Source organism: Flavobacterium luteolum, from assembly GCF_027111275.1.
Lineage (GTDB): Bacteria > Bacteroidota > Bacteroidia > Flavobacteriales > Flavobacteriaceae > Flavobacterium > Flavobacterium luteolum.
The window spans coordinates 1,109,587-1,132,708 of the sequence record NZ_CP114286.1; the positions used below are offsets into that span (position 1 = coordinate 1,109,587).

Below are 23,122 nucleotides of genomic sequence, written 5' to 3' on the forward strand. Positions count from 1 at the left end.
CAATTATATTATATTATGTATTGTCAATACAGTTTTTGACAGCATAATTTTTTTAAATTGTTAAGACTGCCAATTCGTTTTGAATGGCATAAACAACCAAACCAGCAATATTTCGTGATTCTGTTTTAAGCAATAGATTATTCCTATGTCCCTCAATAGTTCTTGGGCTTAAAAAAAGATGTTCTGCAATTTCTGCAGTAGTTTTCTGCTGACAAATCAATTGGAGGATTTCTATTTCTCGTGGCGAAAGAAAATTAGTTTCTAAACCGCCTCTTGTATTTTTAGGAGAAACTATTGTCTCTTGGATTGTCTTTAAAACATTCTCGTTGTAGTAGAATCCTTTTTTTGCTACTTCGTTGATTGTATAAATTAAATCTTTTGGAGTAGTATTTTTAATTAAGTAAGCTACTGCTCCAACTTGAATCATATTTGCAATAAACGATTTGGTATCGTAACTGGTTAATGCAATAATCTTAATGTCGGGAAACGTTTTTCTTATAATTCTAGTGGCTTCGACTCCATTTAAGACGGGCATCTTTAAGTCCATCACTATTATATCAGGTTTTATTTCTCTTTCATTCAATTGTGAAATAAGTTCATCTCCGTTTTCGGCTTCAAAGAGAATATCTATATTTTCTTCTCTCTGCAATAAAAAAGAAATTCCTTTTCGAAACAAAATTTCATCATCAACTAGAGCAATTTTAATAGCAGAATTCATCTTATTTGGTTTTGGTCGTTTAATTTGGTTTGTCGAAATTACAAAATATGATTTAGATAAAGTCTAAATACTCCATTTTATCGACTAAAAACCTTAATAAAACACATAATTTTACCTAGAAAGTAAAATTTACAACAATACCGTTATTAATTTCAGAGCTAATTTCTATTGTTCCTTGTAAAAATGATATTCGGCTGTCAATATTTTTCATTCCTAAGCCTTTTTGATTTTCATCATTCGAGCTATCAAACCCGACACCATTATCTCTATAGTCACAAGTATTTATTCCATCTATATTAGCAAACGAAATCCATATCTCGGATGCTTTTCCATGACGGATGGAATTATTCATAAGTTCCTGTAGAATTCTAAAAACATGTAAATGTCTGTCAATGTCTTTCTCATCAAAATCAATTTTATTTTCATAATAGGTTTTGACAGATTTACTGCTTTCAAATTCTCCGCATAACTCTTCAATACCCGCGCTTAGTCCAAACTTTTCAAAAACTGGAGGCAGCAAATTATGAGCAATTTTTCTAGAATTATCTAATGCCTTTGTTGTCAGAGCAATTATATTTTCTGTAATTTCTGCAGTTTCTGCTTCTGTGAGGTTTGGAGCCGTAAGCAAATGACTATTTAAAGAAACAATGTTTAATTTTGAACTAATATCATCATGAAGATCTTGCGCAATTCTTTTGCGTTCTTCTTCTTGAGTTACGATAATAGCGTGCAATTGTTCTTTTTGGTATCGAAGTATTAAATCTATCTTTTCTAGTTCCTTTTGGATGATTTTTTTTCTAGAAAAATAAAAGAATATAATTAGTGCTACTGCAACAATTATAAAAAACAAAGAGATATATAATATTATGGCTACGAGCTCTTTCTCAGAAATATGACTTGCATTCATATTATTTAGATTATTCTTTTAAAAAACTTACTTTATAAAAGCTCTTTATCCATTCAAACAAGAAAACCAGATAATAAATAATAAGCAGAAAAGCATTTAATTGCCAGCTAAGATATTTTAAATCAGGACTTAATCCTGTAGAAAGATTACCAATCAAAAATAATACTGTACTAGCTAATAGGTAAAATACTATCCCCATACTTATGTAATAGTATTTTTTGCTCTCTGTCAGCATATTATAAAAATGCACTAATGCAAAAACAACAATCAGCAAGGAAGTTAATGTGATTCCGAATAAATTAAATTTTAAAAACTGACTAGAATCTGTCACAAATTGTATTAATAAAATCAATAAAGCAATTATTAATGAGGCCTTAACGAATATTTTTTGAGCTTTATTATAAAATAGCGAATTGTAAAAAAGTCCTAGTATAATCATTTGTCCTATAAAAAAAATATTAACAAGAAATAAATTGTTCATACCTAAATGATACACCAGTTCCATTGAAAACTGAAGCACTGTAGAAAAAGCCAAATACGAAACAAAAAAAACATTAGCTTTTTCCTTTTGGAAAAAGCTAAATGTATATAATATAAGATTAATCAATAAAATCAAATAACTTGAATATATTAAAAAATCATCCATTCTAAAAAATTTTTAATTAATATGGTGGGCTTGGGCGTGCGCCATCATACACTACATCTCCACCGCCTAGTTCACCATCTACACTTTCTCCTACACCGTAAACATTAATCCATTTTTTAGTTACCGGATCATAATTGGCCCCTACGAAAAGTAATGTCTTTTCTTTTTGATCATTTATTCCTAAATAAGCCCAAACAGCTTCTGTTTTAAGCGCTAGCACTTTTTCTAAGCTTTCTACGGGCACTAAGAAAGCTTTTACTTTTTTCTTAGAATCTTCGACTGATTGATCGTCTTGATATCTCTGCTCCCACTCGTTTGCAGTTGCTACAGGAATCTGGATAGGTCCTGGAAAAGTTTCTTCATTCATAATTTAAATTTGTTATTGGTTAATAATTTAAAAAAAAATTAATAGTTTATAATTGGTTTAGCTAAACTACTGATTTTTATTAGAAAATTAACCTAAAAACATAAAAAAAGCCTTAAAAATTAAGGCTTTTTATTTTTATTAAAACGGAACATCACTGTCGTCGTCGTCATTTAAGTTACTTCCGAAGGCTTCGTTGGCTGAAGGCAGATTATTAGTAATAAACGGATTATCATCGTGATTCATTTTTGATGGCAAATCATCATAGCTACCCGAAAATTCATCAAGGTTATCAAACTTTCCTAAGTGTCCTAAGAACTTCAAACGAATATTTTCAATACCACCATTACGGTGTTTTGCAATCATAATTTCAGCCTGACCAGCAGTTGGCGAAGCTTCTTCATCATCCCATTCCTCAATTTTATAATATTCTGGTCGATATAAAAACGAAACGATATCAGCATCCTGCTCAATCGCTCCAGATTCACGAAGATCCGATAGCAAAGGACGTTTACTAGAACCACGTGTTTCTACAGCACGCGACAACTGAGAAAGTGCAATAACTGGAACGTTAAGTTCTTTTGCCAAAGCTTTTAAGTTTCGGGAAATAGTAGAAATTTCCTGCTCACGGTTTCCTCCTCCTTTAGCATTTCCTCCTGCGGTCATTAACTGCAAATAATCAATAATGATAATTTTAATACCATGTTGCGACGCTAAACGACGGCATTTTGCCCTTAAATCGAAAATCGAAAGTGAAGGCGTATCATCAATAAATAAAGGTGCTTTTTCTAAATCTTTAACTTTAGTACTCAACATTGTCCATTCATGAGCCTCTAGTTTTCCTGTACGCAATTTTTCTGATGACAATCCTGTCTCAGAAGAAATAAGTCTGGTAATTAACTGAACAGATGCCATCTCCAGAGAGAATAAAGCTACTCCATGCCCATATTGAATAGCAATATTTCTAGCCATAGAAAGTACAAATGCCGTCTTTCCCATCGCTGGTCTGGCCGCAATAATAATCAAATCACTCGGCTGCCATCCAGAAGTTAATTTATCCAGATTATGAAAACCAGTCTCTACACCACTTAATCCCTCTTTTTTAGAAATCTCTTCAATTTTCTTTTTAGCTTGTAAAACTAAACTTTGCGCAGTTTCAGAACTACGTTTGATATTTCCTTGTGTAACTTCGTATAATTTAGATTCCGCTTTATCCAATAAATCAAAAACGTCTGCACTTTCATCATATGATGCTTCAATAATTTCTGAAGAAATTCTAATCAAACTTCTTTGAATAAATTTTTGAAGAATAATACGCGAGTGAAATTCGATATGCGCCGAAGAAGCAATTTTCTGTGTAAGCTGAATTAAATAAAAATCTCCACCTGCCAAATCTAGCTTACCGTTTTTCTTTAACTGAGTCGAAACTGTTAAGATATCAATTGGCTGCGTTTCGGTAAAAAGCTGTAAAATCGCTTCAAAAATATGTTTGTGTGCGTCTTTGTAAAAAGCTTCTGCCTGCAAAATATCAATTACATCATCTACCCCTTTTTTATCAATCATCATTGCACCCAGCACAGCCTCCTCCAAATCAAGAGCTTGCGGCGGCAACTTTCCTTTTTCTAAGTTGATAATCGTGGTTTTGTCGACCTTAACAGGGTTTAAGTTTTTGAAATTTTCCATATAGCGAAAGTAGCAAAATTTAAAAAAATTCTGCTATCGAGTTATAACTAATAATTGTTTATAAATAATCTTGATTTGTTCATAACCAAAAAAAAATCCGAAACTGTAAGGCTTCGGATTTTAAGTCTCTTTTTATGAATTTACTCTTTATACTCGCCCATATTACTGTATTTGTCCATTCTTTGGGCAATTAAGTCAGCTGTTGATAAGTCTTTCAATTCATTATATCCTTTAGTGATGTATTCTGCAACCGTTTTGAAAGTGGTTTCACGGTCGTAGTGCGCTCCTCCAAGTGGTTCTGGAATTACGTCATCAACTAATTTTTGTTTTTTCATGTCAGAAGAAGTCAGTTTTAAAGCTTCTGCTGCACGTTCTTTGTACTCCCAGCTTTTCCATAAAATAGAAGAGCAAGATTCTGGAGAAATTACAGAATACCAAGTATTTTCTAACATATAAACTCGATCTCCAACACCAATTCCTAAAGCTCCACCAGAAGCACCTTCACCAATAATAACCGTAATGATTGGCACTTGCAGACGAACCATTTCGAAGATATTTCTAGCAATAGCTTCTCCTTGCCCTCTTTCCTCTGCTTCAAGTCCTGGATATGCACCTGGAGTGTCCACTAAAGTTAAAACTGGGATTCCGAATTTCTCAGCCATTTTCATCAAACGCAAAGCTTTACGGTATCCTTCTGGATTTGCCATACCAAAATTACGGTATTGACGTGTTTTTGTATTAAAACCTTTTTGCTGACCGATAATCATAAACGACTGCCCGTTTATTTTACCAAGTCCGCCAACCATTGCTTTATCATCTTTAAAACCTCTGTCTCCATGAAGTTCTAAGAAAGTATCTCCACAGATTGCTCTAATGTAGTCTAAAGTATAAGGTCTATTTGGGTGTCTTGACAATTGTACTCTCTGCCAAGCCGTAAGGTTTTTATATATTTCTTTTTTAGTCTCTACTAATTTCTTGTTGATTTCCTTGCACGTTGGCGTTACGTCAACGTCAGATTCTTTTCCAATAATAACACACTTTTCTAACTGTTCTTCAAGTTCTTTAATTGGAAGCTCAAAATCTAAATATTCCATGGATTTTTGAATTTTGTTTGTAAATCGAACCGCAAATATAAAAATATTATATCATTGGCGAAGTTAATTGTTATTTAAAGTATAAAAATGCATTTTAATAATAAGGAAACTATTACAAGTTTTCTTTCTTATTCTGATAATGTTTGAAAACACCATTTAGAATAACTGTTATGATAATAATAACTGCTCCAACATAAAATTCGACACTCATTTTTTCTTTTCCGCCTAAGATAAAATAAGCCAAAACTATTCCGTAAACTGGCTCTAAATTAGTGGTTAACATTACGGTATAAGGCGTCAATCGCTGCATTACTTTCACTGAAGCGGTAAACGCATAAGCCGTACAAATTGAAGCTAAAATCAATAATAAAACCCAGTTATTTAAAGACATTTGGAAGAAATCTGCCGTAAATTTTCCTTGAAATAAAAAATAAATCGTGATAAAGAAAACTCCCGCACCAAATTCATAAAATGTTATAACTGAAGGTTCGTGATCAGAAATTAATTTCCCATTCATCAAAGTAAATAATACTCCTAAAATAATGGCTGCCAAGGCATAGTAAACTCCAGTAAGGTATTTTATTTCAACCTGAAGAATCAATCCTAAACCAGCTATAATTACAAGTCCAAAAAGAACTTCGTACCAAAGCACTTTTCTTCCGTAAAATAATGGCTCTAATAATGATGCAAAAAAGGCTCCCAAAGAAAATATAGAAAGCGTAATTGAAACGTTGGAAACGTGAATTGCTTTAAAAAAGAAAATCCAATGAAGCGCAATCAGTAGTCCAACAAAAATCAATTTGAAAAATTCTTTTATTGGAACTTGAAAAGACTGTTTTTTAAATGCAATAAATCCGCCAAGAAAAATCATAGCAATAAGCATTCTGTACCAAACCAAATTGTCGGCATCAATTGTAATTAAAGCGCCCAAAATGGCTGTAAAACCCCAGATAAAAACAATTAAGTGAAGATTTAAATAACTTTTTAAATTATCGTTTCGCATTACGTAATAGATAAACTGCTAAAATTCCGAAAACAATATTCGGAAACCAAACAGCTAATAAAGGTGAAAATGTAGATTTTTCGGCAAGCGTACCAAAGATTTTATCAAAGAATACAAATGAAAACGCAATTGCAATTCCGATTGCAAGGTTCATACCCATTCCGCCACGACGTTTCATAGAAGAAACTGAAACCGCAATAATCGTTAAAATAAATGCTGAAACTGGTATGCTATATTTTTTATAAAGAACAACCAAATAGGTATTAATATTTCCTGAACCTCTTTTTCTTTCTTTTTCTATAAAATCAATTAATTTACCAAGGGTCAGCGTTTCGGCAATATAAACTACTGGCGTCAAATCTGCCAATTCAAATTTGAAGGCAACACTTTTTTCAGGAGCTTTTTCAAGTACGTCGTTTAATTCTCCTACTGTTCTTTTTGTATAATCGTATAAAATGTAAATCTTCTTTTTAGGATCCCATTTAATACGGCTTGCTGTAATTTTATAAGTCAATTTTTCTTTTTCAAAATGCTCTAAAGAAAAATTGAAAGCTGTTTTTGATTCTTCGTTAAAGCTATTTACAAAAATAAAATCATGATCGTTAATTTGCCTAAAAACATTAGTGTTTTCGCCTCGCATGAGTTCTTTTCCATTTCCTTTTAAATAAGTGTATCTAAAATTATTATAGCCTTCACTCGCCGCAGGAACAATAAAAAATCCCATAAGCAATACAAAAATCGAAACAATTGTTGCACCAATAATGTAAGGACGCAGAAAACGAGTAAATGAAATTCCAGAACTCAAAATGGCAATAATTTCAGTATTATTGGCCAATTTTGATGTAAACCAAATTACCGATAAAAACAAAAATATCGGAAACAGCGAATTAATAAAGTAGATTGTAAAGTTGTAATAATAGAAAGCAATATCGCCAAACGGAATCTTGTTTTCAAGCATTTTATTTACCTTTTCAGAAACGTCAATTACGATTCCGATTGGCGCAAATAAAAGAAGCATCACAGAAAAAGTTCCGAGGTATCTTTTTAAAATGTATTTATCTATTATTGTCAGCATATAGAAACTTGTTTGTTTTGTTTCAGGTTCCAAATTTCAAGTTACGCTGAGCAACTTGAAACCTGAAACTAAAAAAACTTGAAACTCTTTTAAAGTCTTTGACTCATATTTTTAACCATCATTTCTTTCCATGGTCTAAAATCGCCTGCTAAGATATGTTTTCTAGCTTCACGAACCAACCACATATAGAAACCAAGATTATGAATGGTAGCAATTTGCTTTCCTAAATATTCGTTGGCCGCAAACAAGTGGCGTAAATATGCTTTTGAATATTCTGTGTCAACAAAAGTGTGTCCCATTTCATCAATTGGAGAAAAATCGGCTTCCCACTTTTTGTTCTTGATATTGATCGTTCCGTTTGCCGTAAACAACATACCGTTTCTTGCATTACGCGTTGGCATAACACAGTCGAACATATCAATTCCTAACGCGATATTTTCTAAAATATTAATTGGAGTTCCAACTCCCATTAAATAACGAGGTTTATCTTCTGGAAGAATTTCGCAAACTACCTCAGTCATAGCGTACATTTCTTCTGCTGGTTCACCTACAGAAAGTCCACCAATTGCATTTCCTTGCTGCCCTGCATTGGCAATATATTCAGCCGACTGGCGACGCAAATCTTTATAAGTACTTCCTTGAACAATCGGAAAAAAAGTCTGTTCGTAACCATATTTATAAGGCACTTTTTCCAAATGATTGATACATCTGTCCAACCAGCGATGCGTCATATGCATAGAACGTTGCGCGTAACGGTAATCACAAGGATAAGGCGTACACTCATCAAAAGCCATGATAATATCAGCTCCAATTGTACGCTGAATTTCCATTACATTTTCTGGCGTGAAAAAGTGGTAAGAACCGTCAATATGCGATTTAAACTTCACTCCTTCTTCTTTAATTTTTCTATTTGAAGAAAGAGAATATACTTGATATCCTCCAGAATCAGTCAAAATATTACGATCCCAGTTCATGAATTTATGTAATCCTCCCGCTTTTTCTAAAATTTCGGTCTGTGGACGTAAATATAAATGATATGTATTTCCAAGAATAATATCCGGATTTATTTCTTCTTTAAGCTCACGCTGATGCACACCTTTTACAGATGCAACCGTTCCAACTGGCATAAAAATAGGCGTTTCAATTACGCCGTGATCAGTAGTTATACTTCCCGCTCTTGCTTTAGACTGCGGATCTTTTTGTAATAAATCGAACTTCATTTGTTTCTTTTTTCAGTCGGCAAAGATAAGCTAATTTCAGGGAAATTTAATTAATTAGAAAATTTGTGAATTATAAAATTGAGTTAATTCAAAATCAACATAAAACCTAAACTTCAAAAATTTTTAAATTTGAATAAAATCTATTAAAAATGAAATATAGTGCTGTCAGATTGCATGAAGTTAAAGCCCTCACACAGCATATTCACAATAAAAAAACAAATGAACTTAGCTCGAAAACTCGGATATCCTGAAAATAGCAAATTGTTAATCATTCACGCTGACGATGCGGGATTATCACATTCCGAAAATCAGGCAACTATAAAAACACTTCAAAACGGATCTGTCAATTCGTACAGCATAATGGTTCCTTGTCCGTGGTTTTTTGAAATGGCAACTTTTGCTAAAAACAATCCGAATTATGACTGCGGAATTCATTTGACTCTGACTTGCGAATGGGAAAATTATAAATTTGGTCCAATTCTTCCCATTTCCGAAGTTTCAAGTCTAGTAGACCAAAATGGTTATTTTTATAAAACCAGACAAGACTTCAAAGTCAACGCAAAACCATCTGAAATTAAAAAGGAACTTACCGCTCAAATCGAAAAAGCTCTGCAATTTGGCATTCAGCCTACACATCTCGACTCACATATGTGCAGTGTTGGCGTTACTCCTGAAATTTTAGAAATCTATAAAGGGCTAGGAAAAACATACAATTTACCTGTTTTCATTAATAAAGACTTTGTAGAATCTGTTTCTTTATCTGATGAAAAATATAATTTTGATGATACACTTTTGGCCGATAAACTTTTAATTGGATATTATAATGACTTTGAAAAAGGAGAACTTCAAAAATCTTATGAAAAAGCTTTAGACAGTACCATTTCTGGATTAAATGTTTTCCTGCTCCATCCTGCATTTGATGATTTTGAAATGCAAGGTATTACCATAAATCATCCAAATTTTGGTTCAGAATGGCGCCAAATAGATTTCGATTTTTTCACAAGTGATCAATGCAAAGCAAAACTAAAAGAGAATAATATTCAATTAGTCACTTGGCGAGAGATTGCTGCTATTAGATAATTTTTCAAATTAGAAAATGAGATAATTTATTTTATGCAAATATTATAACATACTGATTTTAAAAATATAACTATTGAAACCATAGATTTCATAACTTTATAATAGATTAAAGTATCTGTTTAATAATATTAAATATTGGCATTATGATAAATTCAGAAGATAAAAACACAGCAAAAGAAAATGAAATCGAAAGAAATCTGGAAAACCTAAATTATCCAGCAAATGAGGACATTTACAATCGTGAAGACAAATCAGAAGATGTAGATCCAGAAAGCATTTCAACTGACCAAACGATTACTCAAAATGACAATGAATGGAAACAAAATAGTGACAAACTTGGAAATGATTTAGATATTCCTGGCGCTGAACTAGACGACCAACAAGAAGAAATAGGCTCGGAAGATGAAGAAAATAATTATTACAGCGAAGGCGATACTGAATAAAAACCACTATTTATCATATAACACATATCTAAAGTCTTGTATTTCACAAGGCTTTTTTTGTGCTTTAACATAAATTGTAAAAACCACATTTATACAAGATTAAAAAGCAAAACACACGTTATATTTTTCTTTATAATGTAAAAAAAATAGTAAAATTTAACAATTGCTATAAAACTAAAGCAAAAAATCATTTGTCTCCCCGCAAAATAACGATTACTTTTGCTCCAGTTTAACTTTTACATATAAAATGAAGCCTAACACACAACAATTAAGCGATTTAACGATCCAAGTAAGAAGAGATATTCTTAGAATGGTACATGCTGTAAACTCTGGACACCCAGGTGGTTCATTAGGTTGTACTGAATTTTTGGTAACATTATATCAAAACATAATGGACCGCAAAGAAGGTTTTGATATGGACGGAATTGGAGAAGATTTATTTTTCCTTTCAAACGGACACATTTCTCCTGTCTTTTATAGCGTTCTAGCACGCAGTGGTTACTTTCCAGTTTCAGAATTAGCTACATTCAGATTATTAGATTCTCGTTTACAGGGACACCCAACAACTCACGAAGGTTTACCTGGAGTTCGCATTGCGTCTGGTTCATTAGGACAAGGTTTATCTGTAGCTTTGGGAGCAGCTCAAGCTAAAAAATTAAACAAAGACAATCACATCGTATATAGTTTACACGGAGACGGTGAGTTACAAGAAGGTCAAAACTGGGAAGCTATCATGTATGCTTCTGCTAAAAAAGTAGACAACATTATTGCAACTATCGACCTTAATGGAAAACAAATTGACGGAACAACAGATGAAGTTCTGCCAATGGGAAGTATCCGCGCTAAATTTGAAGCTTTTGACTGGGATGTTTTAGAAATTAAAGAAGGTAACAATATCGATGCTATTATCGCTGGATTAACTGATGCTAAATCAAGAACAGGAAAAGGAAAGCCAGTTTGCATTTTATTACACACAGAAATGGGTAATGGTGTAGATTTTATGATGCACACTCATGCTTGGCACGGTAAAGCACCAAACAATGACCAATTGGCAAGTGCTTTAGCTCAAAACATTTCAACTTTAGCAGACTATTAAATTAATTGATTGATGAAAAAGCATTTTGCATCTTTATTTTTTTTAATTCTGTTTCAAAATGTTTTTTCTCAAGAATATCATTTTGATTATTTTACCCTTTACAAATTCGACAAGGATTCTTTAATTGGCAATAATAGTCAATTCGAATACAATTATTCTAATTCAAAAGACAGCACATATATCCTTAAAATAACCAAAATTAAAGATACTATATCAAGTGCCGTATTGGTTGATTTAGCGAGAGGGAAAAATTTTATATACAAAGATGAGTCTCATAAAAACAAAATAAATGATATAAGTTTATTATCCAGCTCCATTTCTTTTACTTACAATACTGATTATTGTAAATTGAAAAAAAATGGATATTTCTATGAAGTTTTATATTCTTTGAAAGACAATGTAAAAAACATCAATATCAAACAATTCAAAAACAATAGAAAAAGGGAGCTAATTAATGAATCATTTTATGAAACTGCCCCATCTGAAATTTCAAAAAATCAACATTTTAATTTCAGAATCCTAGCAACCCCTTTGTGGTGTCAAAAATTTAGATTAAAAAATAATGAAGTTATAACTAGCTCTTATTTTATTGAAAAAGGCAAGAAAATGTATTTTCGAAAACTTTTAAAAATTGAAGAAATAGATTTTAGCTTAGACATTAAAAACAAAAATATTACAGCAAATTAAAGCTATGAAAAAATACGAAAATACAGGAAGTAAAGATACTCGTTCTGGTTTTGGAGCGGGAATGACTGAATTAGGTCAAAAAAACGAAAATGTTGTCGCATTATGTGCTGACTTAATTGGATCATTAAAATTTGATGATTTCAAGAAAAATCACCCAGAGCGTTTTTTCCAAATCGGAATCGCTGAAGCAAACATGATTGGAATTGCGGCAGGTTTAACAATTGGAGGAAAAATCCCTTTTACTGGAACTTTCGCTAACTTTTCTACAGGAAGAGTTTACGATCAGATTCGTCAATCTGTTGCTTATTCAGATAAAAACGTAAAAATCTGTGCCTCTCACGCTGGTTTAACTTTAGGAGAAGACGGAGCAACTCACCAAATTTTAGAAGATATTGGTTTAATGAAAATGTTGCCAGGAATGACAGTAATCAACACATGCGATTACAACCAGACTAAGGCTGCAACTATTGCATTAGCTAACCACCACGGTCCTGCTTACTTACGTTTCGGACGTCCAGTAGTTGCTAACTTTACTCCTGCAGATGAGCCATTCGTAATTGGAAAAGCAATTTTATTAAACGAAGGAACAGATGTTACTATTATTGCAACAGGACACTTAGTTTGGGAAGCTCTTATTGCTGCTGAAAAATTAGAAGAAAAAGGAATTTCTGCTGAAGTAATCAACATCCATACTATCAAACCTCTTGACGAAGAAGCAATTCTTAAATCAGTTGCCAAAACAAGATGTGTAGTTACTGCAGAAGAGCACAACTACCTAGGGGGTCTTGGAGAAAGTGTTTCTGGAGTATTAGCATTAAACAATCCAACTCCACAAGAATTTGTAGCAGTAAAAGATAGTTTTGGAGAATCTGGAACTCCAGAGCAATTAATGGAAAAATACAAATTAAACAACCAAGCGATTGTTGAAGCTGTAGAAAGAGTAATCAAAAGAAAGTAATTCTTAAACTTTCTTACTTTATAAAAAACCTCGAAACTTAAGTTTCGAGGTTTTTTATTGCCCTGTCTTTTTCCAAACAAACTGACAGATCAAAATCTTCTAGCTTCTAGATTTACTCATAAAAAAAGCCTCAAAAATCACATTTTGAGGCTTTCATTTTTCAATATTATTTTATTTAATTCTTTTGATAAGGATATGTTTTATCCAAATGAATTCTTAATCTTCCAGGTTTCGTATAATCTTCTGGAACAAATTTAGCAGGATTTGTTATTGATTCAGGTTTTGTAGGATCAGTTAAACCTCCGCTTGGTCTACTAGGAATTCCTCTCGGTTCAGTTTCATCAACATTTGGCGTAGCAGAATCATCGTTCATTGGATCCCAAGGATAATAGTTTCTTATTCCAAAATAAAAAGGTGACCCATCCAATGTTCCCCAACCTATCTGATCAGTAGGCTTTGTAATTTCAAATCGAGTTGTATAACCATCTCCGTCATCATCAAAATCCAAAAAGTCCGGAATTCCGTCTTTATCAGTATCTTCTATTTTATCATCTGTCAAAGTAGGATATCTTGCAGTATCTCTCGGATCATAAAGATAACCATCACCATTAAGATCTTCCAAATAAGTTGGCACACCATCACCTATTTTCGCTTGCGCAGACGAACTATACTCAATATCAGATCGTTTTAAAGCAAGTAATTTAAAACTAAATACTAAAGGAGAATAAACAGGAATACCTGCCGGGGGATTCCCATAATACCCTAAGCCTGATGGCAAAAACATTACTCCAGCACCATATCCATCATATGTAAAACTTCCATCAGCGCCAGCTGGGTTACGAGTCCCAACTCTAAATTGTGGCATAATCTCAGGCCAGCCATCTATAATAGGATTTGTAAGATAAATATCTAAATTGAAATCACGTTCTAATCCGTAAGAACTATCAAATTGAGTACCGTCTAAAAGCGTTCCTGTGTACGAAACAGTAATCTCATCAAAATTGCATGGTCTCTCACCAACACCTTCTCTAAAACTTAGATAATAAACTTTGTAATTAACTCCACGGCTAGCAACCTCTCTATATTTTAAAGGATACTCCTGCTGCTCCCAAATAGAAGTTTGCGTTCCTCCTGCTGGAATCTTTGCTATTGTAACATCATAATTATCTGTTACTGTAATATAATTTGTCTTTAAATATTTTTCAATAGAATCATTATCTGCTTTATACTGCTCTGCATAATCTCTCACAGGAACCACTACCGATTTATCATCATCGCTTTTATTACAAGAAACGATGGCAATACCAGCGAGTAACAAAACAAAATAATATTTAAATTTATTCATTATTATCATTTTTTTAGGTGCGCAAGATACAATATTGATTTATTTTTGTAAAGAATTTAACTTGGATTTTAGAAAAATTATGAGAATAGATAAATACTTGTGGTGCGTTCGTTATTACAAGACCAGAAACATGGTTACTGAAGCCTGCAAAAAGAATCAGATCACTGTAAATGGGCAGGTTGCAAAACCATCAAAAGAAGTTTTTCCTACGGACCGAATTACTTTTAGAAAAGATCAAATTACACAAATTATAACGGTTTTAGATATTCCGCAAAGCCGTGTTGGAGCAAAATTGGTTGATATTTACCGAAAAAATGAAACGCCGCCAGAAGCTTATGCACATTTAGAGCTATTAAAACTATCTAAAGAACATTATAGAAGAAGTGGTACCGGACGTCCAACTAAAAAAGACCGAAGAGACATTGATGATTACGGAGACGAAATTTACGATGACGAAGAAGAGGAAACTGAATAAATTCCTTTTTTAAAATTTCATTTTTTTAAATTCCAAATTCCCAAAAAAAGTAATCAAATTTCAAAACAGTCAAAATAAAAACAAACTTCCCGCAATAATTGGAATCTGGAATTTATTTTGAGGTTTCGGGATTGGATTTTAAATTAATTATCTTAGCAAAAAAAATACACCATGAGTAACAATATTATTCTAACCCATCAGGAAATCGAACATAAAATAAAACGTATCGCTTACCAAATTTACGAGACTTTTGTAGACGAAGAGGAAGTTGTTATTGCCGGAATTGCTTCTAACGGATTTGTTTTTGCCGAAAAAGTTGCTTCGGCGCTCAGCAGTATCTCTACTTTAAAAGTTTCTATCTGCGAAGTCAAAATAAACAAACAAAATCCGCAAGAAGCGATACAAACTTCATTAACTCCTGAAGAATACAAAAACAAAGGACTAGTTCTGGTTGATGATGTCTTAAACTCGGGCACTACATTAATATATGCTGTTCGTCATTTTTTAGACGTTCCGCTTAAAAAATTCAAAACAGCAGTACTTGTTGACCGAAATCATAAAAAATATCCTGTAAAGGCAGATTTTAAAGGAATTTCGCTTTCAACTTCTTTATTAGAGCATGTTCAAGTAGTTTTTAATTCAGAAAATGGCGATTATGCTTTTTTAAGCTAAGATTTCTAAAATATCCTGAACCGTTTCTTCGACAGATTTATCATCTACCGAAACTTTATGTTTTGCCTGATTGTAATAATAACTTCTGTCGAATAAATGTTTCGCGATAAACTCTTTCATTTCCTCCTCATTCATATTAGCAATCAAAGGACGTTTGCTTTTATTATGCACCAATCTACTATATAAAGTATCAATAGATGCTTTTAAATATATAGATACAACATCATCCCCTTTTAATAATTCATGATTATTGGCATAACATGGAGCTCCTCCACCTAATCCGATAATATTATTTTCAGAAGATTGCAGTAATTCTACAAACATTTCGTGCTCTAATTTTCGAAAATACACTTCCCCGTGCTTTTCAAAAATCTCATTTATGGATAAATTTGCTCTTTCTTCGATACATTTATCCAAATCTAAGAACGGAATATTTGTAATTTTTGACAAATTTTGGGCAATTGTTGACTTTCCGCAACCCATGTAACCTAACAGTACAATTTTTTTCATATTAATAAAACCTTATAAACTAAGCAATTGGAGATTTTTCCAAAAAAAAGACAAATTTATGATAAAATAGCTTGGAAACTTCAAAAAAAACTCCTTATATTTGCACCCGCATTCAAGAAATTAAATGACTCGATAGCTCAGTCGGTAGAGCACATCACTTTTAATGATGGGGTCCTGGGTTCGAGCCCCAGTCGGGTCACAAATTTTGTGATTAACAAATTAAATTTCTTGAAAGCAATGACTCGATAGCTCAGTCGGTAGAGCACATCACTTTTAATGATGGGGTCCTGGGTTCGAGCCCCAGTCGGGTCACAAAGGTCGGGTAATTTATTTTACTCGACCTTTTTTCTTTTTAGGCCATGTGGAGAAACGGTAGACTCGCCATCTTGAGGGGGTGGTGCTCGCAAGGGCGTGAGGGTTCAAATCCCTCCATGGTCACATTTTTATATTGCTTTAAACTTAAAACGTCTTTTTTAAAAGACGTTTTTTTTTATTAGTTTCCCTTTTTGTTGCGTTCCTAAATATAAAATGGAAACAAATAAAAATCAATACACTATTTCTCTATAATAGACATCTGGATTTTCTTTTCTATTGCTTTTTTTAACTACCCAGTTGCCATATTTATCCATTTTATACGAGTATTTTTTTTTATCCAAATCCCAAGCATTAAACTTACTTACATTAAATTCTTCCACGCCAACACTCTTTAAGCTATCAACATTATATTTTCTTTTATAATATTCTTTTCTCCATGTAGTTATAGTATTGTCTCGATTATGTTTATAAACTTCCAAAACACGGTTTTCACCAGCAACTGGCACTCCATTTTTTTGAATTTCTATCCAATTACTATTATTCACTTTTTTCAATAAATTCCCTGCTTCATCATATTTTCTAAGACATCCAAAATAAACAGTATCAGATTTGATTTTTCTCAAGTCATCAACTAACTTATTATCAATTTTATCCTTGAAATAAATAAACTTTTGCACAAATTTTTCTCCAAGCGCTGTTTCTGTTGAATTTATTATCAATTCATTATTTCTAAATTGATACAAGTGACAATTGGCATCTATCTTAATAGAATCATTTTCGATAAGCTGATAACAAGTTTCTTTAATAACTTTTGGATCACCATACAAAGTATCCGCTTGAAAAACCAATATTTTCGGTTTATCATAAACTTTACCAACAATTAGCGAATCTAAAGAACCATCAAATTTTTCAATTGAAGAATAGATTTCTTTTTTTGAATTTTGACAACTAGCCAAAATCATTATAACTATTAGATTTTTAAAAAACCTACACATTCCCATTTTTAGCATATAACAAACTTACTATACATAATACAACCCGAACACCTTCTCTATTTTGAAAAATTAAAGGCAATTAAATAGCTAATATAAAACTATTTCTAAGCTATTCTTATTTTTTTTTCAACAGCCATTAAGTCGATTCTTTCCCATCTTTGCCTTTAAAATAATTAAATTTTACCTAAAAACCGTACATTTCTCTACCATCAACGCCATTACATCAAAATATATTCAACTACAAAACAAACACTTACACCTATAATAAAAATTTATTTAAAAATTCATGTAAAAAAAGGGTTGTTAAGCTAAATAAAGTCCTTATATTTGCACCCTCATTGAAGAAATGAAGACTCGATAGCTCAGTCGGTAGAGCACATCACTTTTAATGATGGGGTCCTGGGTTCGAGCCCCAGTCGGGTCACAAAAGGTCAAGTAATTATTTTACTTGGCCTTTTTTGTTTTTAGAATATATTGAATTCTAAAAACTTTTCTACTTCCTCTTACTGTCTCCTTATTTACTAAATATTATTCAAAAAGAAAATCTCTTACAAAATAAAAACTTTCTTAAATTCGTTGGGAAATAATTAAATCACTAATCCCAAATTAGTTTTATGAAAAACCTACTATTAGCATCACTTATCATGATGTCTTGCTCTATCTGGGCACAATCTGCAACTGGCTATTTTGACAAAGCCATAAAAAAAGCTGAAGCTGGCAACACCAAAGGCGCAATTGCCGATTACACGAAAGCCATTAGCATGAATTCTAAATTTGTCGAAGCTTATCAGAATCGTGGCGTGGCAAAATTCAAGCTAAATGATTTAAAAGGAGCTCAAGCCGATTTTAGCAAAACAATCGAACTAGACAACATGAATGCCGACGCCTTTACAGGAAGAGCCAATGTGAATTACAAATTACAAGACTATCAAGGAACTATTGACGACTGTACAGCTTCTTTAGGTTTAAATCCGAAAGATTACGTTGCTTACAACCTAAGAGGTTTGGCTTACAACAAAATTGGCGATAAGAAAAACTCTTGCAAAGATTTCAGCAAAGCAATTGAGCTTGGAAGTCAGAGTGCTATAAAAAACAAAGCTACTTTTTGTAAATAATAGCGTCTAAAGATTAAAAACGGTCTGCATATCAAAAATATGCAGACCGTTCTTTTTTATCAAAGTAATATATTTCTTAAAAATTTTATACCTGATTTTAGGTAAAAAATATATTTTAAATACGTAAACCTCTAATCCTCTATCTTTTTAATGTAGTTTTAAGGTCGAATCTAAGATTTTATTTTACATTTGTTGACTTAATCGCGAAAAATGATAAACAATATTAAAACTGTTTTCAGTATTAAAGATCTTGAGAACTTATCTGGAATAAAAGCGCATACCATACGCATCTGGGAAAAGAGATACAACATCCTTGAACCAATGCGAACCGACACTAATATTAGATTTTACAACCTTCATAATCTGCAGAAACTTTTAAATATTACGTTACTGCACGAATACGGATATAAAATTTCTAAAATTGCAACATATCCTGAAGAAAAGATACCACAACTGGTACGCGAAATAATCTCGAAGAAAAACTCTCAAAACTACGCTATCACCTCTTTTAAAATGGCGATGATGAATTTTGATCAAGAGTTATTCTTTAACACATTCGATTGGCTTATTACAGAAAAAACATTTAAAGAAGTTTTTAAAGAACATTTTTTACCGCTTTTAAAAGAGCTTGGATTATTGTGGCAATCTGAAACCATCACTCCTGCAAATGAACATTTTATGAGTCATTTAATTAAGCAGAAAATCTTAATTTACACAGAGAGTCTTCAGATCAGAAAACCAATCAAAACCGATCGCATTTTTGTTTTATCACTTCCGTTAAACGAAATTCACCAGATCGGATTATTGTACTTGCAGTATGAAATTCTTGATAAAGGTTACAAAACCATTTATCTTGGAGAAAGCATGCCGATTGAAAACCTTCAGGATTTAACCAAACACTTTGAGAATATTACGTTTATTTCTTTTATGACTGTTCAGCCAGACAGAAGCGTAATCAATCAATATGTTAAATCGATGGGCCAGAAATTATTGCAGGAAAACAACGAGATCTGGCTTATGGGTAAAATGGTCGAACACATTGACCAAAAAGTCCTTAGCGACAGAATCCGCATTTTCGATTCCATGGAAGAAACTATTAACATGCTTTAATTTATTTTTGTTTAAGTTTTTCTTATATTTGTTAAACAAATGAGAAAAACTATCCAAATAATAGGCTCAGGCTTCTCTTCTTTAGCAGCCGCATGTTACCTTGCTCAACAAGGAAACACGGTTACTGTTTACGAAAAAAACAATACAATTGGCGGGCGCGCAAGACAATTTAAAGAAGATGGTTTTACTTTTGATATGGGACCAAGCTGGTATTGGATGCCAGATGTGTTTGAACGCTTTTTTCAGGATTTCGATAAAAAACCTTCTGATTATTATGAACTGATAAAATTAAATCCTGCTTATAGGGTTTATTTTGGGATCAATGATTTCATCAGTATCTACGACAATCTTCAAGAAATAAAACGCACATTTGAAACCATAGAAAAAGGAAGCGGTCAAAAACTGCAAAACTTTATTGATCAAGCCAAAAGCAATTATGATATTGCGATTAAAAATTTAGTTTATCGTCCTGGAATTTCTCCTCTCGAATTAATTACTAAAGAAACCGCATTAAAGCTTGATCAATTTTTCAAGAATGTAAGTGCTGATATTCGCAAAAATTTTAAAAATGAAAGACTGATTCAGATCTTGGAGTTTCCAGTTTTATTTCTTGGAGCTAAACCTGACAAAACACCTTCATTTTATAATTTTATGAATTATGCCGATTTTGGCCTCGGAACCTGGCATCCAAAAACAGGAATGTTTGATGTTATTCGAGGAATCGAAAAACTGGCTTTAGAACTTGGCGTTACAATTAAAACCAATTCACCAATAGAAAAAATTATTGTTGAGAATAAAACTGCAACTGGAATCGTAATTAATGGCGAAACTATAAAAGCAGATATTGTTTTAAGCGGAGCAGATTATCAGCATTCTGAAACTTTACTTGACAGCGAACACAGAATGTATTCTGAAAAATATTGGGAAAACAGAGTTTTTGCACCTTCTTCTCTCCTATTTTTTATTGGTTTTGATAAAAAAATAGAAAACATTTCGCATCATGCTTTGTTTTTTGATGTCGATTTCAATCAGCACGCAGCAGCTATTTATGATCAACCGAAGTGGCCAGAAGCTCCATTGTTCTATGCTAACTTTCCATCTAAAACAGATAAAGCTGCGGCACCAGACGGAATGGAATCTGGATTTTTCTTGATTCCGCTTGCACCTGGAATCGAAGATACTGAAGAACTGAGAGAAGAATATTTTGAAAAAATCATTTCTCGTTTTGAAGAACTTACCCAGCAAAAAATTAAAAATAACATTATCTTTAAGAGATCATTCTGTAAAAACGACTTTGTTGCCGATTATAATGCCTACAAAGGAAATGCTTACGGAATGGCCAATACTTTATTGCAAACGGCTTTTTTGAGACCAAAATTAAAAAGCAAAAAAGTCAGGAATCTATATTTTACAGGACAATTAACCGTTCCTGGTCCAGGTGTTCCGCCTGCTTTAATTTCAGGAAAACTAGCAGCTGAATTAATTCAAAAATCTTTTAGATCTTAAAAAATGAAATCACTATTCGACGCCGTTTCTTTCAAATGCAGCAAATTGGTTACCAAAAATTACAGCACTTCATTTTCTCTTGCTGTAAAAATGCTTTCGCCAAGTATTCGTGATGCTATTTACAGCATTTACGGATTTGTACGTTTTGCCGATGAAATTGTAGATTCATTTCACGGCTACGAAAAAGAATACCTGATTGAAGATTTTGAAAAAGAATATTATAAAGCTATGGAATTAGGCATTAGCTTAAATCCTATTTTGAATTCTTTCCAGCAAACGGTAAAAGAATATAATATTACAGACGATTTGGTTCAGGCATTTTTAAAAAGCATGAAAATGGATCTCATAAAATCGAATTACCAAACACAAACCGAGTACATCGATTACATTTATGGTTCTGCCGATGTTGTAGGTCTCATGTGCCTAAAAGTTTTTGTAACTGGAAAAGAGCACAAATACGAACAGCTGAAATACGAAGCCATGCGTTTAGGATCGGCTTTTCAGAAAGTAAATTTTCTTAGGGATTTGAAAGACGATAATACCATTTTAAACCGTTCTTATTTTCCTGGCATTAATCTGAATAACTTCAATGAAGATTCAAAAAATCAGATTATAAAAGAAATTGAAGAAGATTTTAGAATTGCCTACCAAGGAATTGTAAAGTTGCCTATCGAAGCCAAATTTGGAGTTTATACCGCTTATGTTTATTATAAAAAATTACTCAAAAAGCTAAAAAACACACCATATTACGAAATTGGAAATGCTAGGATTCGAGTTTCTAATTATACAAAAGCTGGGCTTCTGGCGCAGTCTTTTGTGACTTATAAATTGAAGCTTGTATAATCTTATTCAATTATGGAGTTCTCAATAAAGCCAACAGTTTGTCATTTCGACGAAGGAGAAATCTTCACGAGAAACTCTACAAAGATTGGCATACTGTTGAGGAGCTACTTTCGAAGATTTCTCCTTCGTCGAAATGACAAGATTGAGAGAATCGCAGACTTAAAACCAAATAGTGAATCTTTTTGAGTCAATCTTTTATAATCTAAAGCTAAACTCAAAAACAATAAAACGATAATTTTAAAACATCAACATTACAAAATGATTTCTTTTTTAATCTTTTTAGGCGTTTTTCTATTTATGGAATGTGTGACCTGGCTAACACATAAATATGTTATGCATGGTTTTATGTGGTATTTTCATGCTGATCATCATCAGCCGAAATATGAAAACACTTTTGAACGCAACGATATTTTCTTCGTCATTTTTGCCACTCCGAGTATTATTTTATTCTACTTTGGTGTCGAGGGCGGATTCAATTACTTGTTTTTTATTGCATGTGGCATTACACTTTATGGCGCTTGTTATTTTTTAATTCACGATGTTTTAATTCATCAGCGATTTAAATGGTTTAAAAACACCAAAAACAAATACCTCATCGGACTTAGAAAAGCTCATAAAATACACCACAAACATTTACAAAAAGAAAAAGGAGAATGTTTCGGAATGTTGTTCGTACCATTTAAATATTATAAAATGTAGCATTATTTGAGCATTTTTCAAGAACAATTTGATTATGAAATTATACAAAATAGTAACCGTACAACATATCAATGCTAGCGTAGAAGAGTGCTGGGATTTTTTCTCAAGTCCAAAAAACCTTCAAACTATTACACTCGATAATATGAATTTCCAAATTCAGGATTACGACGGAAAGCGCATGTATCACGGACAAATTATTACCTACACTTTAAAACCGCTTTTCGGAATCAAAATGTCTTGGGTTACCGAAATTACAGCTTGCCAAGAAAACGAGTATTTTGTAGACATTCAGCAATTTGGACCTTATAAACTATGGCATCACAAACATTTCTTTGAACCAACACCAGACGGAGGAACCAAAATGACAGATATTGTTCATTATGCTCTCCCATTTGGAATTCTAGGCAGAATCATGAATCGCTTGGTCGTAAGAAACAAACTAAAAAGCATTTTCGACTACCGATATAATAAAATTGAAGAATTATTTAATTCGAAAAAATAAGCCATAGATTTCACAGATTAGAATCTTTTTAATCCTTTAATCTGTGGCAAAAAATTATCCT

General features: G+C 32.6%; 25 protein-coding genes and 4 tRNA genes. 17 read left to right on the forward strand and 12 right to left on the reverse strand.

What is annotated here, in order from left to right:
* Positions 1 to 52 precede the first annotated feature (52 nt).
* From OZP10_RS04460 to tgt, 9 genes are all read right to left on the reverse strand, one after another.
* Positions 53 to 718 (reverse strand): response regulator transcription factor, encoded by a 666-nt coding sequence (locus tag OZP10_RS04460; RefSeq protein ID WP_281633689.1) that lies wholly within the window; start codon positions 716 to 718, stop codon positions 53 to 55.
* A gap of 115 nt (positions 719 to 833) precedes the next feature.
* Positions 834 to 1,625, reverse strand: coding sequence for a sensor histidine kinase (locus OZP10_RS04465; protein WP_281633690.1), 792 nt, complete (start codon positions 1,623 to 1,625; stop codon positions 834 to 836).
* A 10-nt stretch (positions 1,626 to 1,635) separates the two neighbouring features.
* A complete protein-coding gene (locus OZP10_RS04470; RefSeq protein WP_281633691.1) occupies positions 1,636 to 2,271 on the reverse strand; it encodes a hypothetical protein in 636 nt (211 codons plus the stop codon).
* Positions 2,272 to 2,287: 16 nt separating this feature from the next.
* Positions 2,288 to 2,638, reverse strand: a complete 351-nt coding sequence (locus tag OZP10_RS04475; RefSeq protein WP_281633692.1) for a hypothetical protein — start codon at positions 2,636 to 2,638, stop codon at positions 2,288 to 2,290.
* Positions 2,639 to 2,776: 138 nt separating this feature from the next.
* Positions 2,777 to 4,318, reverse strand: a complete 1,542-nt coding sequence (gene dnaB, locus OZP10_RS04480) for a replicative DNA helicase (RefSeq protein WP_281633693.1) — start codon at positions 4,316 to 4,318, stop codon at positions 2,777 to 2,779.
* A 140-nt stretch (positions 4,319 to 4,458) separates the two neighbouring features.
* Entirely contained in the window at positions 4,459 to 5,412 is a 954-nt protein-coding gene (locus OZP10_RS04485; RefSeq protein ID WP_281633694.1) for an acetyl-CoA carboxylase carboxyltransferase subunit alpha, read from the reverse strand.
* A gap of 112 nt (positions 5,413 to 5,524) precedes the next feature.
* Positions 5,525 to 6,415, reverse strand: a complete 891-nt coding sequence (locus OZP10_RS04490; RefSeq protein WP_177212313.1) for a DMT family transporter — start codon at positions 6,413 to 6,415, stop codon at positions 5,525 to 5,527.
* A complete protein-coding gene (locus tag OZP10_RS04495; protein ID WP_281633695.1) occupies positions 6,402 to 7,490 on the reverse strand; it encodes an LptF/LptG family permease in 1,089 nt (362 codons plus the stop codon). Before OZP10_RS04495 ends, OZP10_RS04490 begins: the two co-directional genes overlap by 14 nt.
* A gap of 89 nt (positions 7,491 to 7,579) precedes the next feature.
* Positions 7,580 to 8,710, reverse strand: coding sequence for a tRNA guanosine(34) transglycosylase Tgt (gene tgt, locus OZP10_RS04500; protein ID WP_026727521.1), 1,131 nt, complete (start codon positions 8,708 to 8,710; stop codon positions 7,580 to 7,582).
* 219 nt (positions 8,711 to 8,929) lie between these two features.
* Between tgt and OZP10_RS04505 the strand changes: the two genes are divergently transcribed.
* From OZP10_RS04505 to OZP10_RS04525, 5 genes are all read left to right on the forward strand, one after another.
* On the forward strand, positions 8,930 to 9,790 hold the full coding sequence (locus OZP10_RS04505; protein ID WP_281633696.1) for a polysaccharide deacetylase family protein: 861 nt from the start codon (positions 8,930 to 8,932) through the stop codon (positions 9,788 to 9,790).
* A gap of 143 nt (positions 9,791 to 9,933) precedes the next feature.
* Positions 9,934 to 10,233: a hypothetical protein gene (locus OZP10_RS04510; protein ID WP_177212310.1), complete on the forward strand. Its 300-nt coding sequence runs from the start codon at positions 9,934 to 9,936 to the stop codon at positions 10,231 to 10,233.
* Between the two features lie 247 nt (positions 10,234 to 10,480).
* Positions 10,481 to 11,329, forward strand: a complete 849-nt coding sequence (locus OZP10_RS04515; protein ID WP_281633697.1) for a transketolase — start codon at positions 10,481 to 10,483, stop codon at positions 11,327 to 11,329.
* 12 nt (positions 11,330 to 11,341) lie between these two features.
* A complete protein-coding gene (locus OZP10_RS04520) occupies positions 11,342 to 12,016 on the forward strand; it encodes a hypothetical protein (protein WP_281633698.1) in 675 nt (224 codons plus the stop codon).
* Positions 12,017 to 12,020: 4 nt separating this feature from the next.
* On the forward strand, positions 12,021 to 12,974 hold the full coding sequence (locus OZP10_RS04525; protein ID WP_281633699.1) for a transketolase family protein: 954 nt from the start codon (positions 12,021 to 12,023) through the stop codon (positions 12,972 to 12,974).
* Positions 12,975 to 13,149: 175 nt separating this feature from the next.
* Here the strand turns inward: OZP10_RS04525 and bamM are convergent, their stop codons facing one another.
* The gene (gene bamM / locus OZP10_RS04530; protein ID WP_281633700.1) at positions 13,150 to 14,319 is read right to left on the reverse strand and encodes a BamM family beta-barrel-assembly machinery protein; all 1,170 of its coding nucleotides are present in this window, start codon (positions 14,317 to 14,319) and stop codon (positions 13,150 to 13,152) included.
* Positions 14,320 to 14,398: 79 nt separating this feature from the next.
* On the opposite strand from bamM, the gene OZP10_RS04535 reads away from it, so the two are divergent.
* Together OZP10_RS04535 and OZP10_RS04540 are read left to right on the forward strand one after the other, a co-directional pair.
* Complete coding sequence (locus OZP10_RS04535) at positions 14,399 to 14,794, forward strand: RNA-binding S4 domain-containing protein (RefSeq protein ID WP_281633701.1); 396 nt, start codon at positions 14,399 to 14,401, stop codon at positions 14,792 to 14,794.
* Between the two features lie 171 nt (positions 14,795 to 14,965).
* Complete coding sequence (locus OZP10_RS04540) at positions 14,966 to 15,466, forward strand: phosphoribosyltransferase domain-containing protein (protein WP_281633702.1); 501 nt, start codon at positions 14,966 to 14,968, stop codon at positions 15,464 to 15,466.
* Here OZP10_RS04540 and OZP10_RS04545 read toward each other — a convergent pair.
* The gene (locus tag OZP10_RS04545) at positions 15,458 to 15,976 is read right to left on the reverse strand and encodes a shikimate kinase (protein WP_281633703.1); all 519 of its coding nucleotides are present in this window, start codon (positions 15,974 to 15,976) and stop codon (positions 15,458 to 15,460) included. The two genes, OZP10_RS04540 and OZP10_RS04545, sit on opposite strands and share 9 nt — an antisense overlap.
* A 126-nt stretch (positions 15,977 to 16,102) precedes the next feature.
* Between OZP10_RS04545 and OZP10_RS04550 the strand changes: the two genes are divergently transcribed.
* The 3 genes from OZP10_RS04550 (at position 16,103) to OZP10_RS04560 (ending at position 16,414) form a co-directional block, all read left to right on the forward strand.
* Positions 16,103 to 16,175 (forward strand) — tRNA-Lys (locus tag OZP10_RS04550).
* A 40-nt stretch (positions 16,176 to 16,215) separates the two neighbouring features.
* Positions 16,216 to 16,288 (forward strand) — tRNA-Lys (locus OZP10_RS04555).
* A 43-nt stretch (positions 16,289 to 16,331) separates the two neighbouring features.
* Positions 16,332 to 16,414 (forward strand) — tRNA-Leu (locus tag OZP10_RS04560).
* Between the two features lie 107 nt (positions 16,415 to 16,521).
* Here OZP10_RS04560 and OZP10_RS04565 read toward each other — a convergent pair.
* Positions 16,522 to 17,253 (reverse strand): hypothetical protein, encoded by a 732-nt coding sequence (locus tag OZP10_RS04565; RefSeq protein ID WP_281633704.1) that lies wholly within the window; start codon positions 17,251 to 17,253, stop codon positions 16,522 to 16,524.
* A gap of 384 nt (positions 17,254 to 17,637) precedes the next feature.
* Between OZP10_RS04565 and OZP10_RS04570 the strand changes: the two genes are divergently transcribed.
* The 7 genes from OZP10_RS04570 (at position 17,638) to OZP10_RS04600 (ending at position 23,061) form a co-directional block, all read left to right on the forward strand.
* Positions 17,638 to 17,710, forward strand: a tRNA-Lys gene (locus OZP10_RS04570).
* Between the two features lie 190 nt (positions 17,711 to 17,900).
* Positions 17,901 to 18,401 carry a tetratricopeptide repeat protein gene (locus OZP10_RS04575; RefSeq protein ID WP_255462959.1) on the forward strand — a complete coding sequence of 167 codons (501 nt, stop codon included), beginning with the start codon at positions 17,901 to 17,903 and terminating at the stop codon, positions 18,399 to 18,401.
* Positions 18,402 to 18,611: 210 nt separating this feature from the next.
* Entirely contained in the window at positions 18,612 to 19,511 is a 900-nt protein-coding gene (locus OZP10_RS04580; RefSeq protein ID WP_177212302.1) for a MerR family transcriptional regulator, read from the forward strand.
* A gap of 39 nt (positions 19,512 to 19,550) precedes the next feature.
* A complete protein-coding gene (locus OZP10_RS04585) occupies positions 19,551 to 21,017 on the forward strand; it encodes a phytoene desaturase family protein (protein WP_281633705.1) in 1,467 nt (488 codons plus the stop codon).
* 3 nt (positions 21,018 to 21,020) lie between these two features.
* Entirely contained in the window at positions 21,021 to 21,860 is an 840-nt protein-coding gene (locus tag OZP10_RS04590; RefSeq protein WP_177212300.1) for a phytoene/squalene synthase family protein, read from the forward strand.
* Between the two features lie 258 nt (positions 21,861 to 22,118).
* Positions 22,119 to 22,559, forward strand: coding sequence for a sterol desaturase family protein (locus OZP10_RS04595; protein WP_111363808.1), 441 nt, complete (start codon positions 22,119 to 22,121; stop codon positions 22,557 to 22,559).
* 34 nt (positions 22,560 to 22,593) lie between these two features.
* On the forward strand, positions 22,594 to 23,061 hold the full coding sequence (locus OZP10_RS04600) for an SRPBCC family protein (protein WP_281633706.1): 468 nt from the start codon (positions 22,594 to 22,596) through the stop codon (positions 23,059 to 23,061).
* The last annotated feature ends 61 nt before the right edge of the window (positions 23,062 to 23,122 follow it).